The sequence below is a fragment of the Actinoplanes subglobosus genome (assembly GCF_042650585.1).
GTDB lineage: Bacteria > Actinomycetota > Actinomycetes > Mycobacteriales > Micromonosporaceae > Actinoplanes > Actinoplanes subglobosus.
The window spans coordinates 367,863-383,932 of the sequence record NZ_JBHSBL010000006.1; the positions used below are offsets into that span (position 1 = coordinate 367,863).

Annotated in this window: 19 protein-coding genes; 10 read left to right on the forward strand and 9 right to left on the reverse strand. The window is 71.2% G+C overall.

Annotated features, from left to right (window positions below; genetic code table 11):
- Window positions 1–2: 2 nt before the first annotated feature.
- Entirely contained in the window at window positions 3–1,640 is a 1,638-nt protein-coding gene (locus tag ACFO0C_RS07865; RefSeq protein WP_378065880.1) for a RecQ family ATP-dependent DNA helicase, read from the reverse strand.
- Between the two features lie 68 nt (window positions 1,641–1,708).
- Window positions 1,709–1,834 carry a hypothetical protein gene (locus tag ACFO0C_RS07870; protein ID WP_275413259.1) on the reverse strand — a complete coding sequence of 42 codons (126 nt, stop codon included), beginning with the start codon at window positions 1,832–1,834 and terminating at the stop codon, window positions 1,709–1,711.
- A gap of 123 nt (window positions 1,835–1,957) precedes the next feature.
- Between ACFO0C_RS07870 and ACFO0C_RS07875 the strand changes: the two genes are divergently transcribed.
- Entirely contained in the window at window positions 1,958–3,526 is a 1,569-nt protein-coding gene (locus tag ACFO0C_RS07875) for a glycoside hydrolase family 3 protein (RefSeq protein WP_378065881.1), read from the forward strand.
- 71 nt (window positions 3,527–3,597) lie between these two features.
- Here the strand turns inward: ACFO0C_RS07875 and ACFO0C_RS07880 are convergent, their stop codons facing one another.
- Entirely contained in the window at window positions 3,598–3,885 is a 288-nt protein-coding gene (locus tag ACFO0C_RS07880; RefSeq protein ID WP_378065882.1) for a GNAT family N-acetyltransferase, read from the reverse strand.
- Between the two features lie 43 nt (window positions 3,886–3,928).
- Here ACFO0C_RS07880 and ACFO0C_RS07885 point away from each other — a divergent pair, with 43 nt between their 5' ends.
- The 7 genes from ACFO0C_RS07885 (at window position 3,929) to ACFO0C_RS07915 (ending at window position 8,088) form a co-directional block, all read left to right on the forward strand.
- Window positions 3,929–4,255, forward strand: a complete 327-nt coding sequence (locus ACFO0C_RS07885) for a hypothetical protein (protein WP_378065883.1) — start codon at window positions 3,929–3,931, stop codon at window positions 4,253–4,255.
- Between the two features lie 43 nt (window positions 4,256–4,298).
- Window positions 4,299–5,120, forward strand: coding sequence for a DUF1206 domain-containing protein (locus tag ACFO0C_RS07890; RefSeq protein WP_378065884.1), 822 nt, complete (start codon window positions 4,299–4,301; stop codon window positions 5,118–5,120).
- Between the two features lie 123 nt (window positions 5,121–5,243).
- A complete protein-coding gene (locus ACFO0C_RS07895) occupies window positions 5,244–6,413 on the forward strand; it encodes a mechanosensitive ion channel family protein (RefSeq protein WP_378065885.1) in 1,170 nt (389 codons plus the stop codon).
- Window positions 6,414–6,461: 48 nt separating this feature from the next.
- Entirely contained in the window at window positions 6,462–6,896 is a 435-nt protein-coding gene (locus tag ACFO0C_RS07900) for a phage holin family protein (RefSeq protein WP_378065886.1), read from the forward strand.
- A complete protein-coding gene (locus ACFO0C_RS07905; protein WP_378065887.1) occupies window positions 6,893–7,255 on the forward strand; it encodes a DUF3618 domain-containing protein in 363 nt (120 codons plus the stop codon). Before ACFO0C_RS07900 ends, ACFO0C_RS07905 begins: the two co-directional genes overlap by 4 nt.
- Window positions 7,255–7,527, forward strand: coding sequence for a DUF4235 domain-containing protein (locus ACFO0C_RS07910; protein ID WP_378065888.1), 273 nt, complete (start codon window positions 7,255–7,257; stop codon window positions 7,525–7,527). Before ACFO0C_RS07905 ends, ACFO0C_RS07910 begins: the two co-directional genes overlap by 1 nt.
- A gap of 357 nt (window positions 7,528–7,884) precedes the next feature.
- Complete coding sequence (locus ACFO0C_RS07915) at window positions 7,885–8,088, forward strand: cold-shock protein (RefSeq protein WP_011905669.1); 204 nt, start codon at window positions 7,885–7,887, stop codon at window positions 8,086–8,088.
- Between the two features lie 120 nt (window positions 8,089–8,208).
- On the opposite strand, the gene ACFO0C_RS07920 is transcribed toward ACFO0C_RS07915, so the two are convergent.
- Window positions 8,209–8,439, reverse strand: a complete 231-nt coding sequence (locus ACFO0C_RS07920; protein WP_378065889.1) for a hypothetical protein — start codon at window positions 8,437–8,439, stop codon at window positions 8,209–8,211.
- Window positions 8,433–9,410, reverse strand: coding sequence for an aldo/keto reductase (locus tag ACFO0C_RS07925; protein WP_378065890.1), 978 nt, complete (start codon window positions 9,408–9,410; stop codon window positions 8,433–8,435). Before ACFO0C_RS07925 ends, ACFO0C_RS07920 begins: the two co-directional genes overlap by 7 nt.
- A gap of 72 nt (window positions 9,411–9,482) precedes the next feature.
- On the opposite strand from ACFO0C_RS07925, the gene ACFO0C_RS07930 reads away from it, so the two are divergent.
- Both ACFO0C_RS07930 and ACFO0C_RS07935 read left to right on the forward strand, forming a co-directional pair.
- Entirely contained in the window at window positions 9,483–10,247 is a 765-nt protein-coding gene (locus ACFO0C_RS07930; RefSeq protein ID WP_378065891.1) for a trans-aconitate 2-methyltransferase, read from the forward strand.
- Window positions 10,248–10,258: 11 nt separating this feature from the next.
- Window positions 10,259–11,281 (forward strand): adenosine deaminase, encoded by a 1,023-nt coding sequence (locus ACFO0C_RS07935; RefSeq protein ID WP_378065892.1) that lies wholly within the window; start codon window positions 10,259–10,261, stop codon window positions 11,279–11,281.
- Here the strand turns inward: ACFO0C_RS07935 and ACFO0C_RS07940 are convergent.
- From ACFO0C_RS07940 to ACFO0C_RS07955, 4 genes are all read right to left on the reverse strand, one after another.
- Window positions 11,272–11,418: a hypothetical protein gene (locus tag ACFO0C_RS07940; RefSeq protein ID WP_378065893.1), complete on the reverse strand. Its 147-nt coding sequence runs from the start codon at window positions 11,416–11,418 to the stop codon at window positions 11,272–11,274. The genes ACFO0C_RS07935 and ACFO0C_RS07940 overlap by 10 nt on opposite strands.
- A gap of 15 nt (window positions 11,419–11,433) precedes the next feature.
- Window positions 11,434–13,656, reverse strand: a complete 2,223-nt coding sequence (locus ACFO0C_RS07945) for an RICIN domain-containing protein (RefSeq protein WP_378065894.1) — start codon at window positions 13,654–13,656, stop codon at window positions 11,434–11,436.
- Between the two features lie 251 nt (window positions 13,657–13,907).
- On the reverse strand, window positions 13,908–15,329 hold the full coding sequence (locus ACFO0C_RS07950; protein WP_378065895.1) for a HAMP domain-containing sensor histidine kinase: 1,422 nt from the start codon (window positions 15,327–15,329) through the stop codon (window positions 13,908–13,910).
- A 2-nt stretch (window positions 15,330–15,331) separates the two neighbouring features.
- Entirely contained in the window at window positions 15,332–16,021 is a 690-nt protein-coding gene (locus ACFO0C_RS07955; RefSeq protein ID WP_043525920.1) for a response regulator transcription factor, read from the reverse strand.
- Window positions 16,022–16,070: the final 49 nt, after the last annotated feature.

Genomic DNA, 16,070 nt, shown 5'->3' on the forward strand with positions numbered 1-16,070 from the left:
CGCTACTCCAGGTCGAGAAGGTTCTGCTGGATCACCACGGGGACGGACAGGGTCTTGTAGCCGACCGAATCGAAGAGGACTGTCATCCGGTCCTCTTCGTAGTTCATCACCATGCCGGTGCCCCACTCGCCGTGCCGGACCCGGGCGTGGACCGGGAACGGGCCCTCCGGCTCGGCGGCGGCGATCTCGTGGGCGGAGCCGTCGGCGCAGTTGTCGCAGTGGCCGCACGGCTTCTTCAGGTCCTCGCCGAAATAGGCCAGCAGCGTCTCGGTGCGGCACTGCCGGGACTGGGCGAAACCGCGCATCATGTCGGTCCGGGACCGCATGACCGCCTGCTGTCGTTCGTACTCCGCGCAGGCCGCCTCGGCCGCCGCGGCCGGGAGTGGCGCACGGGCCGGGACGGTCAGCTTGTGGCCGGTGCCGGCGGTGACGGCGCCGGCCTGCTCCAGCAGGTTGAGGTACTGCCCGAGCTTGCGCGGCCCGAGCCCGGTCGCCTTCTGCAGCGCGGTCTTGGAGGCCGGTCCCTTGTGGAGTTCGCCGGCCAGGGCGCTCAACTCCTCGGGATCGGGGGAGCCGCCCTGGAAGAACCGCTGGATGGCCTCGTCCTCGGAACGCCACAGCAGCAGGGCCCGAGCCTGTTCGCCGTCGCGCCCGGCCCGGCCGATCTCCTGGAAGTAGCTGTCCGGGGAGTCGGGCAGGGCGACGTGTGCGACCCAGCGGATGTTCGGCTTGTCGATACCCATGCCGAATGCCGACGTCGCCACCATGATGTCGACCTTGTCGGCGGAGAACTCCTCGTGGCGCTGCTCGCGCAGGCCGGTGGCCATCCCGCCGTGGTAGTAGGCGGCCGGGTAGCCGGCGGAGGTGAGCCGGTCGGCGAGTTCCTCGGCGGCACGCCGGGTGGCGACGTAGATGATGCCGGGCCGCTGCTCCTCGTCGAGCATCGCGGTCAGCTTGCGCCACCGGTAGTTGTCGTCGGGACAGTACGCCACCTCGAGGAACAGGTTGCGCCGGTCCAGCCCGGACACATGGATCTCGGGTTTCCTCAGCCTGAGCCGGGCGATGATGTCCTCGCGGACCGGCGGTGACGCGGTGGCGGTGAGTGCGAGGATCGGCGGCCGGCCGATCTGGTTGATCATGTCGCCGAGAGCGAGGTAGTCGGGCCGGAAGTCGTGGCCCCACGCGGAGATGCAGTGAGCCTCGTCGACGGCGACCAGGCCGGGCTTGAGCGCCCGCACCTCGGCCTGCCGGGCCGGGTCGCTGAGCTGCTCCGGGGTGATGAAGAGGAACTCGGCCTCGCCGCGGCGGACCGCCTCGATCGCCTCGCGCTGCTCCTTGGGCGTCTCCTGGGAGCTGACCCGGACCGCGCGGATCCGGGAGTCGCCGCGTTCGTTGAGGGCGGCGATCTGGTCCTGCTGGAGGGCGAGCAGCGGCGAGATGACCACGGTCGGGCCGGGCAGCAGCACCGCCGGGATCTGGTAGATCGCCGATTTCCCGGCACCGGTCGGGAGCACCACGAGGGCGTCCTTGCGGCGCAGCACGGCGCGCATCGGCTTGAACTGGCCGGGCCGCAGGGTGCGCCAGCCGAACTGGTTGCGGGCGACCCGGCGCAGGCGCGGGCCGTAGATCGGCAGTTTCATCGAGGGGAGGCTATCCGATCTTCGGGAGCGGGCCGGAGTCATGCGAACGCATGGCCGCCCCGTTACCCCTATTTGCCCCCGAACATGCGGCGGATCGCCCAGAGCAGGAACAGAACGGCCAGGGCGATGCCGAGGAGTCGCACGGCGTGCACCTCGGACCAGTCGACACCCGTTGCGGCGAGGGGAGTGAGCACGTGCACATCCTAGCGAGCGGGATGCCACAGCAAATAGAAAGGTTTGTTGACTAAAGTCTGGGAGGGGTGTGAACATAGGTCCCCGTAACGGGGGAGCCGAACGCATCGGAGGTACGGGGCCACATGTCCATTCACGGCGAATTGCCGGAACTGGCCGCTGCGGTACTGCAACCGGGCTTCGTGGGAACGTCCGCGCCGGACTGGGTCCGCCGCTGGCTCGCTGCCGGGCTCGGGGGCGTGGCCCTCTTCGCCCGCAACGTGGAGTCACCCGCTCAGGTGGCCGCGCTCACCGCGCAGCTCCGCTCGGAGTACCCCGATGTGATCGTTGCCATCGACGAGGAGGCCGGCGACGTCACCCGGTTCGAGTCGCGGCACGGGAGCTCGCGCCCGGGCAATCTGGCCCTCGGCGCGGTCGACGACGCCGAGCTGACCGAGCTGGTCGCCCGCGATCTGGGCCGGGAGCTGGCCGATGCCGGCATCACGCTCGACTACGCCCCGGACGCCGACGTCAACAGCAACCCCAGGAACCCGGTCATCGGGGTACGGGCATTCGGCGCCGAACCTCACCTGGTGGCCCGGCACACCTCCGCCTTCATCCGCGGGCTCCAGTCGGCCGGGGTGGCCGGTTGTGCCAAGCACTTCCCGGGTCACGGCGACACGGCTGTCGACTCGCACCACGACGTCCCGCTGATCGCCCGGTCCGAGGCCGAGCTGGCCGAGTGCGAGCTGGTCCCGTTCCGTGCGGCGATCGCGGCCGGCGCCCGCTCGGTGATGACCGGTCACCTGCTGGTCCCGGCCTACGACCCGGAGCTGCCGGCCACGCTCAGCCCGCGCATCCTGACCGGCCTGCTCCGCGAGGAGCTGGGCTTCGACGGCCTGATCGTCACCGACGGCATCGAGATGCAGGGGGTGCGCCGCCGCTTCGGCCTGGAGGGCGCCGCGGTCCGTGCGATCGCCGCCGGCGTGGACGCCATCTGCGTGGGCGGTGACCACGCCGACGAGCAGACCGCGATCCGCCTGCGGGACGCCATCGTCGCCGCGGTCCGCTCGGGCGAGATCCCCGAGGAGCGGCTGCGCGACGCCGTCCGGCGGGTGCGCGAGCTGGCCGCCTGGACCACCCGCACGCAGGTCGCGACCGGTGCCCGGGCGATCGCCGATGCCGCGGCCGGCGCCGAGGTCGCGGTGCTCGGCTCGACCGTCGGTTTCGCGGCCGCGCGCCGGGCGGTGCGGATCACCCGCGGCCCGCAGGGCCCGTCCCTGCCGGTGGCCGGGATCCCGCACGTGGTCGAGTTCGCGCCGCCGCGCAACATCGCGATCGGCAGCGAGACGCCGTGGGGTGTCGGCCACCCGCTCAGCGAGCTGCTGCCGGGCACCACGGCCGTCCGCTTCGAGGCCGGCGATCTGGAGCCGCTGGCCGACCCGTCGGTGCCGGTGCTGGCCGGCGCCGGGGAGCGGCCGCTGGTCCTGGTGGTCCGGGACGTGCACCGGCACCCGTGGATCGAGCGGACCCTGGCCGGTGTCCTCGCGGTGCGCCCCGACGCGATCGTCGTCGAGATGGGCATCCCGGTCACGGTGACCGGCGGGGTGCACATCGCCACCCACGGGGCGACCCGCGCGCTGGGCCGGGCCGCCGCCGAGATCATCGCCGGGGTCGACGTCCCGGAGCCGGCGCCGCAGCCGGTCGCCGCCTGAACCTTGCATCCCGGGGGCCGTCCCGCCTTCGCCGCGTCCACGAGACCACGGCGGAGGCGGGACGCCGCGTTTCAGCGGGTGACCACCAGGTCCTGGTAGCCGGGGTGTTCGGCGATCCACCTGGCGAAGAACGGGCAGGACGGGATGACCCGGTCGCCGCGCTCGCGGATCTGATCGAGGGTCTGCCGGGCCAGCTCGCCGGCCAGGCCACGGCCGCGCATCGCCGGCGCGGTCTCGGTGTGCAGGATGTTCACCACGCCGTCGCGCAGGCGGTAGGTGGCGAGCGCGCCCACCTCGCCGTCGACGACCAGTTCGAATCGATGCTCAGCGGTGTTGTCGTGGACCGGGTACTCGTTCACTCTTGTCACCTTAGGTTTGCTCGTACCCCGTACCGTCGAAAGGGTGTTGATCTCTATGCCGCGCCGCCGCATCGCCGCCGCTCTCGCCTCGGCCGTCCTCGGCCTCGGGCTGCTCACCGGTTGCGGTGACGACGTCAGCTGTGGCCTCGACCAGTGCACCGTGACCATCGCCCGGGAGACCAACGCGAGCGTCGAGGTGCTCGGGGTGGAGGCCAAGTTCGTGTCCGCCGACGACAGCACGGTGACGCTCGACGTCGCCGGCGAGCAGATCCAGGTCACCAAGGGCCAGCAGGCCGTCGACGTCGGCGGGCTCCAGGTCTCGCTGTCGAGCGTGACGCAGGACGCCGTGCAGATCCAGGTGTCCCGGTGACACCGGGGTTTGGCGATCGTCGCCGCTGGTCACATTGGGGGGCATGACAGCAGCCTCGAACGTCAGGAACACCGCGTCACGGGCCGCCGAGAGCAAGCCCCTGGAGCTTCTGGCCCGGGGCGGGTTCGTCGGATACGGCATCATCCACCTGCTCTTCGCCTGGATCGCGCTGCAGGTGGCGCTCGGAGGCTCCGGACAGGACAGTGACCAGTCCGGAGCGCTCCAGACCATCGCCAAGCAGCCGTTCGGCAAGACTCTCCTGATCGTCATCGCCGTCGGCCTCGTCGCCATGGCGATCTGGCAGGCCTTCGAGGCCGCGATCGGCGAGAGCGGCCCGCAGGACCGCCGGGCGATGGCCGAGCGGGTCCTCTCCGGCGCCCGCACGATCCTCTACGGCTACCTCGCGTGGACCGCGGTCAAGGTCGTCCAGGGCGCCGACGCCTCGATGGGCGACTCCAACGCCGGCAACGCCTCCGGCCTGATGGACTCCGACGGCGGCCGCTGGCTGGTCGGCCTGATCGGGCTGGTGGTGCTCGGCGTCGGTGTCGGCATGGCGATCTACGGCTACAAGAAGAAGTTCACCCGGCACCTGAACACCCAGCAGATGCCGGCCGGCACCCGCCAGCCGATCATCCGCCTGGGCATGGCCGGCTACACCGCCAAGGGCGTGGCCTACGCGATCGCCGGTCTCCTCGTGGTGGCCGCCGCGGTCAACTACGACCCGGAGAAGGCCCGTGGCCTGGACGCCGCGCTGAAGACGCTGGCCGGCTACTCCTGGGGCGTCTGGCTGCTCTTCCTGATCGCCGCCGGCATCGCGGCCTTCGGCGTCTACTGCCTCGCGCAGGCCAAGTACCGCAAGATCTGACACCTGGACGGAACGCGGCGGCGGATGTGAGCTATCTCTGACATCCGCCGCCGCCGGTGTCTCCGTCCACCACCGCGGGCAAGGCTGGACGTCGGCATGTGACGCCCGTGGGAAGGAAGCCAAGTGTCCAGTGTTGTGACCGCTCTGCTCGCCGTCGTCGGTGCGGCGGGCGCGGCGATCGTGTTCGTCGAGATCGTCCACTGGATCGTCAAACGGGTCGGACGGCGTTATCCGCTCGCCGCCGCCCTGGCCCGGACCATGCACCGGCCGTTCCTGGCCACCGTCACGCTCACCGCCGTGCAGCAGGCCGTCCGGATCTGGGCCGGTGACTTCCCCGGCCGTTCCGGCGTGGTGCACGTGCTGGTGCTGCTCTGCATAGCGGCCGCCGCCTGGCTGGTCGGCTCCACGCTGCTGGTGCTGGAGGACATGGCGCTGGCCCGGTGGCGCACCGACGTGCCGGACAATCTGAAGAGCCGCCGGATCAAGACCCAGGTGGTGATGCTGCGCCGGGTCACGGTGGCCGCCATCGTGGTGCTGACCGTCGGCGTCATGCTGATGACGTTCCCCGACATCCGGGCGCTCGGTGCCAGCGTGCTCGCCTCCGCCGGCCTGATCAGTGTCGTCGCGGCGCTGGCCGCGCAGAGCACCCTGGGCAACGTGTTCGCCGGGCTCCAGCTGGCCTTCAGCGACGCGATCCGGGTCGACGACGTGGTCGTCGTCGAGCAGGAGTGGGGACGGATCGAGGAGATCACCCTGACCTACGTCGTCGTGCAGATCTGGGACGACCGGCGGCTGATCCTGCCGACCTCCTACTTCACCACCAAACCGTTCCAGAACTGGACGCGCACCTCCTCGGCGGTGCTGGGCACGGCCGAGGTCGACGTGGACTGGGCGACCCCGATCGAGCCGGTACGGGCCGAGCTCCAACGTGTCTGCGAGGAGTCCGACCTGTGGAACCGCAAGGTCTGCGTGCTCCAGGTGACCGGGGCGACCGACGGCGTGATCCGGCTGCGGGCCCTGGTCAGCGCGAACGACGCGGCGGCCCTGTGGGATCTGCGCTGCCTGGTGCGGGAGCGGCTGGTCGGCTGGATCTGGCAGCACCAGCGGGCCGCCGTGCCGCGGATGCGCGCCGAGCTGGAGAAGGCCGCGCTCGCTCCGTCCCAGCGGGAGCCGCACCACGGGCCGGATGCGGACTCGGACGCCGCCCGGGTGTTCAGCGGTGGACTCGACGGTGACGCCCGCGGGGTGGTGTTCGGCGGACCGGTGCCGGTTGTACCGGAGAGCCAGGATTGAGGGAGCTCTGATCAGGGCATACCCCGATCACACGGAAAGGGGGACATGATGACCGATGTCGTTAACGGCGTTCCCGTCCGGCCGACGACCGAGAAGTCGACCGCGGAGCTGGTGCAGCAGGCGAGTGAGCAGCTGAGCCGTCTGGTCCGGGACGAGATCACCCTGGCCAAGGCCGAGCTGGCCGAGAAGGGCAAACGGGCCGGTATCGGTGCGGGCCTGTTCGGCGGCGCGGGCGCGTTCGGGCTGTACGGGCTGGGTGCGGCGATCGCGACCGGGATCATCGCCCTCGACCTGGTGCTGCCGCTCTGGCTGGCCGCTCTGATCGTCACGGTGACGCTCTTCGTGATCGCCGGGGTGCTCGCGCTGCTCGGTAAGAAGCAGCTGAGCCGGGCCGTCCCGCCGGAGCCGCTGGCCGCGATCGAGAGTGTCAAGGCCGATGTCGACGAAGTGAAACACGCGGTCAAGGAGCGTAGTCGGGTATGACAGACACGAACGGAGCCGCCAAGCCGGACCTGGTGGCGTTGCGCGAGGACATCCGGCAGACCCGGGCGGATCTCGGGGAGACGGTGCAGGCGCTCGCCGCGCGTGCGGACGTCAAGGCCCGCGCCCGTGAGCAGGTGCAGGAGACCAAGCAGCGGGTGCTGACCCAGGCCGCGGTGATGACCGGGCGGGTGCGCGAGGCCGCGGCCGACGCCGCCGGGCGGGTGCGCGAGACGCCCCCGCGGGAGCTGGCGCATCAGGCCGGTGTGCGGGTGCGTGCCAATCCGATGCCCACCGTGCTGGTGATCGCCGGGATAGCGGCCCTGGCCGGGATCATTCTGGTCGTCCGAGGGAGGCGTTGATGGCGGGCAAACTGTCGAAGGTCGCACTGAAGCCGGTCAACGTGGCACTCGGTTTCGCCGCCGGTGCCGCCGCCGGTTTCCTCTTCAAAGAGGCGTGGAAGCTGGTCGCCGGAGAGGACGACGCACCGGACGCCGGCGACCCGGATCGGGGCTGGGGCGAGATCCTCACCGCGGCCGCGTTGCAGGGCGCGATCTTCGCTGTGGTGAAGGCGGCGGTCCATCGTGGCGGTGCCATCACCACGCACAAACTGACCGGAACCTGGCCCGACTAGATCAACAACTGTATAGACAACTGTCTTGGCGGCTCCCCACTTCGTACCGGACTCCGTTCCGCAGAAGTGGGGGGCCTTTTCCATATCGGTCACCCATTATTGGATTCCTTCGAGGGGCAGCTTTACGGCCCGATTTTCGGGTACAGTGTGGCCAGTTTTTGCGTACGTGGTTCGCTAGCTTCCGCTGGACCCGCGGGACGCCGGCCCCACCCCGGGAGGGTCGGCAGGTGTCACAAGGGCCGAGCGGATGGGACGTCCTCTGAAAGGGCCGCCTCGCGGTACCGCTGCTCGAAAACGGTCATCGGCCCCGCGCTGCCGCGGTTGGGCGGGCCGGCATTTTCAGAAGGAGAGTTCAGCATGGCGCAAGGAACCGTGAAGTGGTTCAACGCAGACAAGGGCTTCGGCTTCATCACCGTCGACGGCGGGGGTGCTGACGTGTTCGTCCACTTCTCGGCCATCCAGACGAGCGGTTACCGCACTCTGGAGGAGAACCAGCGGGTGGAGTTCGAGATCGCCCAGGGCCAGAAGGGCCCGCAGGCGGAGCAGGTTCGCCCGCTCTGAGACCTTAGCCGCCGGTCGTGAGACCGGTTCGCCGGCCGCCTGGCGGAGGTCGGCCCGACCGTGGCCCCGCATCCTCCACGAGGTTGCGGGGCCTCTTTCGTCAGCCCTGCCCGCGGGTGATCAACTCGGCCCGCGTGAGCGCCGGCGCATCCCAATGATGATCAATAACAGACCGACGACGATCAGCGCACCGCCGACCGCCGCCCACACCGTCTGCCCGCTCATCAGGCTGTCGCCGAGGTAATCGAGCCCCTGGAGCGTCCACACGCCACCGAGCACCATGGCGAGCAGACCGAGGGACATGGTGAGCCAGCCTCTCAACCGCGGCGGCTCGGTTTCATTGTTCACCATTTGTCGTGCACCTGCGGGCGAATCAACTCATCGTAGACCGCGGTGATCATTTCTCGGGTTTCCGGCGACAGCGGCGCGAGATCGGCGGCGGCCGCGTTCGCCCGCGCTTGTTCCGGGTTACGGGCACCGGGGATCACCGCTGTCACGCCCGGCTGGTCGATGATCCAGCGGAGGGCGAATTGCGCCATGGTCGCGCCGGCCGGCACGAGCGGGCGCAGCCGGCCCACCGCCTCCAGGCCCACGCCGAAGTCGACACCGGAGAACGTCTCGCCGACGTCGAAGGCCTCGCCGTGCCGGTTGTAGTTGCGGTGGTCGTCGGCGCCGAACGTGGTGCTCGCGTCGTAGCGACCGGAGAGCAGACCGCTGGCGAGCGGGACCCGCGCGATGATGCCCACCCCGGCCTCGGCGGCGGCCGGTAGCACCCGCTCCAGCGGCTTGAGGCGGAACGCGTTGAGGATGATCTGGACGCTGGCCACACCGGGCCGGGCGATCGCGGCCAGCGCCTCCTCGACGGTCTCGACGCTCACCCCGTACGCCGCGATCCGCTTCTCCTCGACCAGGATGTCGAGGGCGTCGTAGACCTCGTCCGAGCTGAACACCGGCGTGGGCGGGCAGTGCAGCTGCACCAGGTCCAGCGTGTCCACGCCGAGGTTGGCCCGGGAGCGGTCGGTCCAGGCCCGGAAGTTGTCCAGCCGGTAGTTGGCGGGATCCTGGGGCAGCCGGCGGCCCATCTTGGTGAAGACGGTCAGGCCGGGGTGGTCTTTCCGGAACGAGCCGATGATCTGCTCGCTGCGGCCGTCGCCGTAGACGTCGGCGGTGTCGATGAAGGTCACGCCCGCGTCGACGGCGGCCTGCAGGGTCGCGTGCGCGTCGGTCTCACTGACCTCGCCCCAGTCGGCGCCGAGCTGCCAGGCTCCGAGACCGACCACGCCGACACTGCGTCCCAGCTTGCGAAAGCTTCGATTTTCCACGTGGAGACCCTACCGCCCACCTGTTAGGGTTAAACAAAACGTACGTACGGTTTAGTGTGCACGGAGGGCAACATGTGGGATCCCGCTGTCTACCGCCGTTTCGGCTCCGAGCGTTCCCGGCCGTTCTTCGACCTGGTCCGGCAGATCGGGGCGGAGAGACCACGGACCGTCGTCGACCTCGGCTGCGGCCCCGGTGAGCTCACCCGCACGCTGGCCGATCGCTGGCCGGGCGCGCGGGTCGTCGGCGTCGACTCGTCACCCGAGATGATCGGGAAGGCGTCCGCCGACCCCGGCCCGGTCGAGTTCCGCCTCGGCGACATCGCCGACTGGGAACCCACCCCGGACGTCGACGTCGTCGTCACCAACGCGGCCCTGCAGTGGGTGCCCGGCCACCAGGAGATGCTGACCCGGTGGACACGCGGGCTCCCGGCCGGCGCGTGGATCGCGATGCAGGTGCCGGGCAACTTCGCCAGTCCCGGCCACCGTGCCGTGTGGGATCTGGCGTCCTCGGCCGATCTGCGGGACGACGTCGAGCTGCGGGACGACCCCGTCGACGACGCGCAGGGCTATGCCGAGCTGCTGACCGCGGCCGGCGCGACCGTGGACGCCTGGGAGACCACCTACCTCCACCTGCTGCCCGTCGAACCGGAGCAGGACCACCCGGTGCTGCGGTGGATGGAGGGGACCGCCCTGCGCCCGGTCCGGGCGGCTCTGAGCGACGGCGAGTGGACCGCCTTCCGGGCCACGCTCGCCGAGCGAATCGCGGTGGAGTATCCGGAGCGGCACGGCCTCGTGGCATTCCCGTTCCGCCGTATCTTCGTGGTGGCTTCTACCTAGGGAGAGAACTCTTGACCGACCTGACGTCGTTCATCGCCGGCCTGCCCAAGGCCGAGCTGCACGTCCACCACGTCGGCTCGGCGTCCCCGCGGATCGTCGCCGAGCTGGCCGCACGGCACGAGGGCAGCTCGCCGGTGCCGGCCGACCCGGCCCGGCTGGCCGACTACTTCGAGTTCCGCGACTTCGCGCACTTCATCGAGGTCTACCTGAGCGTGGTCGACCTGATCCGCGACGACGAGGACGTGCGCCTGCTCACCTACGAGATCGGGCGGGAACTGGCCCGGCAGAACGTGCGGTATGCGGAGCTGACAGTCACGCCGTACTCGAGCGTCAAGCGGGGCATCGCGGCCAAGGCGTTCTGCGAGGCGATCGAGGACGCCCGGGCCGGAGCCGCCCGCGACTTCGGCGTGGAGCTGCGCTGGTGCTTCGACATCCCGGGCGAGGCCGGGCTGCCGTCGGCCGAGGAGACGCTGCGGATCGCTCTGGACGAGCGACCCGACGGGCTGATCAGTTTCGGACTCGGCGGGCCGGAGATCGGTGTTCCGCGGCCGCAGTTCAAGCCGTACTTCGACAAGGCACGCGCGGCCGGCCTGCACAGTGTCCCGCACGCCGGGGAGACCACCGGCCCGCAGACCATCTGGGACGCGCTCACCGACCTCGGCGCCGAGCGCATCGGCCACGGCATCGCCGCCGCCCAGGACGAGCGGCTGATGGCCCACCTCGCCGAGCGGCAGATCCCGCTGGAGGTGTGCCCGACGTCGAACCTGCGGACCCGGGCCGTCGCCGACCTCGACGAGCACCCGATCGCCCGGCTGGTGGCGGCCGGGGTCCCGGTCAGCGTCAACTCCGACGACCCGCCGATGTTCGGCACCACCCTGGAGCAGGAGTACGCGACCGCCGCCCGCCTGCTGAAGCTGGACGTGGACGGCGTCACGGACCTGGCCCGCGACGCCGTACGGCACAGTTTCCGCTCACCCGAGGGCAAGACCGCGCTGCTCGCCGAGATCGACGCCTACCGCGCCGCTCAGGGGTAGAGCGGGTCCTGCCAGCAGGCGACCATCGTCAGGGTGCCGATGGTGAGGATCGTCAGCCACCGCACCAGCCGACGGCGGGTGAACCGGGCCGGATTGTCGTCCGGCTCGGTCTCGGGCCTGCTCAGCACATCGGGCATCGCTTTCTTCTCCCGTCAGTCCGGCACCGCGGTCCAGCTCTGGTGCCGTTGCTCGGTGTCCTCCTGTAGCACCAGCACGCGTTGCGTGCCGAAACGCTGTGCACCCGCCCCGACCACCAGATCGCCGCCGGCGGCGCGGAGGGTGAAGCCGTACGCCGACGCCCGCAGTGTCCAGCGCGCGCCGGTGGCGGCCTGGCAGTCGCCCTGTACCAGCGGCGCCCCGGCGACCACGTCGCCGCCGAGCGGGATCACGCACCGGTTGCTGGCCTTCGAGACCAGCGAGTAGGTGTTGTTACCGGCCGGCACCAGCTGCCACTGCTGCTGGGTGCCGCCCTCGTCGCTGCCGAGCGTGACCGGGGTGCCGTCGGTGGAACGGGCCGCGTAGAGATCGGCTGCGCCACCGGTCAGCGAGTTGGTCAGCACGAACCACGAGTTCTGCACCGGGCTGGCCGCGGGCGCCGTCGTCGCGGTGCCCTTGGCCAGGTAGCCGAGTTTGCGGTTCCGGACCTCGACCAGGTACTTCGCGTCCGGCTTCAGGCCGATCAGGCGGGCCCGGGTGGCGCGGGTGGAGGCCACCGGCTCGCCGTCGACGGACACCTCGTAGTCGGCGTCGTTCGCTGCGGCGCTCCAGTTCAGCCGGACCGAGCCGCTCGTCGCCTCGCGGATCTCCAGGACCGCCTGCACGCCGTCGTTCGTCACACCGGGCGGTGCGCCGAGACCGTCGCTGTCGCCGGTGCCGGCCGGGGGAGTGGCGGTCGGGCGGTGCTGCGCGACCGGGGTCACCGCGATCTCCGGTCCGGTCGCCGAGACGGCCGGGTCCGGGATGGACGGTACGGTCGCCGAGACGCTCGGGCTCGGCGAGGTGGAGACGCTCGCGCTGGGCGCCGGTGCACCCGCCGACGGGCCGGCCGACGGGCCCGCCGAGGGCTGCGCGTCCGGGGTGTCCTGGTCGGGCACCGTGGCGCCGGGCACGTCGGGGATGTCGTCGCCGCCGTCGCTGCGGAGCAGGAACTCGCTGAGCGCCACGTTCCAGTGGTCGGCCAGGTAACTGCCGGGCTCCGGGTTGGTGCTGAAGTAGTCGTCGTGGCCGCAGTCGAGGCGGTTGTCGTTCTTCTTCGGGCACACGTTCTTCACCGGCTTGCCGGTCCGGTCCTTGCCGCAGAGCAGGTCGTACTCGTCGAGGCAGCTGCCCGCGCCGGTGGCGTTCGGTGAGTCGGTCAGCACCGCGCCCAGCGTGTGGGTCAGCTGGTGGGCGGCCATCGCGGCGCTCCAGCAGCCGGAGTCGACCCGGGCGTACGACGGGCCGCCGTTGTTGCGGTTGCCGCGGCCCGGCCGGGTGTCGTTGACGTAGGTGGCGATCCCGCAGTAGAGGTTCGTGTCGGCGAACATCAGGTACTTGCGGTCGGTCCGGTTGTAGCCGAGACCGCGCAGCGCGTCGATGGTCGACGCGAACGACCGCAACGAACCCTCCGGCAGCTGCACCTCGGCCACGTCGGCCCGGCACTCCGGCGTCGTCACGTAGCGGATGTGGCGGGAGCCGCCGGTCTCGCCGGCGCTCGCGTCGTAGATCGCGTCCACGCCGGCCGCCCAGGTGCGGAACGAGTTGAGGAACTTCCCGTACCGGCTGGCCGACGCCGCCTCGTGCAGGTAGAGCAGCTGCACGCGCTTGCCGGTACGGCCGTCGCCGGCGCACGCCACGTCGTCCGGCCCGAGGATGAAGTCGGCCTGGCCGGGCGCGGCGTCCGGGATCAGGGCCGGTGCGTCCGCGGTGATCGCGCTGCCGCCCTCGTCGCGGGCGATCTCGGCGTCACCGGGCACGCCACCGGTCTCCCGGCGGACCGCCGTCACCTCGGCGGTGCCCGCGGTCACCGGGGCGACGTCACGGCGGACCGAGAGACCGTCCGGTGCCGGGTCGGGCCCGTGCGAGCAGGTCTCCTCGAAGATCAGGTAGGCGCCGGCGCAGACCGAGCCGGATGACGCCAGCCGCAGGCCGCTGTAGACGAGCCCCTGCTCGGGGGCGTCGGCGGGCAGTGCGGTCAGGGCGTAGTCGTCCTCCGGCGGACCGTAGTTGATCACGCTCGGGCCGACCACGCCGCCGACGCCGAGGAGTGCCAGGCCGAGGGCTACCGGAAGGAGCCGGAAGGTTGCGGAGCGTGGCCGCCGAGGTTTCGGGGTCCCCGCCGCGCGGCGCCGTCCGGACGGCGACCCGCGGAACGTCGGCCGGCGATGCGCGGACACGGCGTCTCCTCGTCGAGCGGGTTGGCGGTGGGAGGGGTCCATGGGGTGACCGCCTCCCACCGCGCTCTGGCTTCGCGAATCGCGGCGATGGGGACGCGCTGCGGGTTGCGATCCGGGAAGCCGGATGGGATCTAACGGAACAGTGCCAGCCTGCGCGGAGAAGGGGAACCTTCTTAAAGCAGATATAAGCAAGCGCTGTTTCTTCCGGGGGACACGGTCCTCGACGGGGTCGCGGCGGTGGAAGCCCTTGCTCATTCCTGTCCTCGTTGCCAGCGGCGTCTGCCGGGGTCTCGCTCACGTGCCAGCCGGCCGCGGCCGACCAGGCCGAACCGGCTCGGTTGTCTCGGGGTGGCGTCCGCGTCGGCCAGCAGCATCACCACGCTGGCGCCACCCATGGTGGCCCGGTCCAGGCTGACCGAGCCGCCGGTAGCCTGAGCCACGCGGCGGGCGATGTCCAGCCCCAGTCCGGTGGAACCCTGCTGGCTCTGGCCGCGACGCAGTGCCTTCTCCGGGTCGGGGATGCCGGGACCGGCGTCGTCGATACGCAGCGCCACCCAGCCGTCACGGCGGGAGAGTGCCACCTCGAAGGCCGCACCCTGCGGGGTGTACCGGAAGACGTTGCCCAGCACCGCGTCGAGCGCGGCGGCCAGCTCGGCCCGGGCCACCGGCACGGGGATGCGCAGGTGTGCGCCGACCACCCGGTACTGCCGGTCCTGGTCGGAGGCGAGCGCCGACCAGAACATCATCCGTTCCCGGACCACCTCGCTGGCGTCGCAGAGCCCGTCCTCCGGCTCGGTGGCGACCCGGTCCGCGACGGCCTGCCGGGTGGTGGTGATCAGGTGGTTGACCTCGTCCTCCAGCGTGGTGATCGCGGTCCGGATGCGCCGGATGCCGCGACGCCGGTCCACCTCGTCGGCGGTCAGGTCGATGATCTGGGTGTCGTCCGGGTCGAGGGCCTCGGCGTCCAGGCGCAGCGCGGTCAGCGGGGTCCGCAGCCGGTGCGACAGGTCGGCGACCAGCTCACGCTCGTCGGTCCGGGAGGTGACCAGGCGGTCGGCCATCCGGTTGAAGGCGTAACCGGCCTCGGCCAGCTCGCGTGGGCCGGACGGCTGGATGCGCATCTCCAGGTCGCCGTCACCGACCGCGAGGGCCGCGTCGACGAGGTTGCGGGCCGACTCGACGGCGCCGCGGGCCAGCCGGTCCACCACGAAGACGGCGCCGCCGACGAGCACCACGGCCAGGCCGAGCAGCAGCCACCAGTCACGCGCGGTGTTGTGGTTGAGCGCGCTGTCCGGCACGAACGCCTCGACCACCAGCGTCTTACCGGCCACGGTGACCGGCTGGAGCCGGACCGTCCCGCCGCCGACGCCCTCGATCGTGGGCCCGGCCGCGACCGCGGCCCGGTCGATCAGCTCCGCGTCGGCCCGCCCGCCGGAGGAGGCGGCCAGGCCCGGTGTGTGCACGACGACCGAGCCACCGGTCGCGGCGACAGCGGCGGCGACACCTTTCTCCCCGGCGCCGGCGGTTATCGCGCCGGCCACCGTCGAGGTGCGCTGCGCGGCCTCGGCCAGCGCGGCCTCCCGGTGGTCGTTGCGCAGCTCCCAGCCGAGCGGGACCAGGAAGACCAGTGCGGCTACGGCGGTCGTGGCGGCGGTCGTATACGCCAGCCGCAACCTCAGTCCGGCGCCACCAACCGGAATCCGACCCCCCGCACGGTGCGCAGGTAGCGGGGCTTCGCCGCGGACTCGCCCAGTTTCCGGCGAAGCCAGTACAAATGCACGTCGATGGTCTGGTCCTCGCCGACCGATGGCTGTCGCCATACCTCCTCCAACAGCTCGCGACGGGAAACCACTCGGCCCGGACGGGCGGCGAGGTAGGCCAGCAGGTCGAACTCCTTGCGGGTCAGCGCCAGCGGCTGATCGCCGAGGGTGGCGCTGCGCTCGCCGACGTCGACCCGGAGCTCGCCCACCTCGTGGACGGCGGGTTGCGCGGCGCGACTGGCCCGGCCGACGCGGCGCAGCACGGTGGCTATTCGCGCGTCCAGATGGGCACCGGTGAACGGCTTCACCATGTAGTCGTCGGCGCCGGCCCGCAGCAGCCGCACGACGGTCTGCTCGTCGTCGCGGGCGGTGGCGATGATGATCGGCACATCGGTGATGCCACGGAGCATGCGCAGCGCGTCCGACCCGTCCAGGTCGGGCAGCCCGAGATCGAGAACGACCAGGTCAGGTGTCTCGGCGGCGACCCGCCGGAGCGCTTCCAGAGCGGTGCCGACGGCGTGCACGGCGTGCCCCCGGTCGGCGAGCGAACGGAGCATGGCGCCGCGCACGACATGGTCGTCTTCGACGAGCAACACCGTGGCCATGCGAAGACCGTAGCGTCCCGGACGGGGAGAACCTAAAGGGTGATCGAAC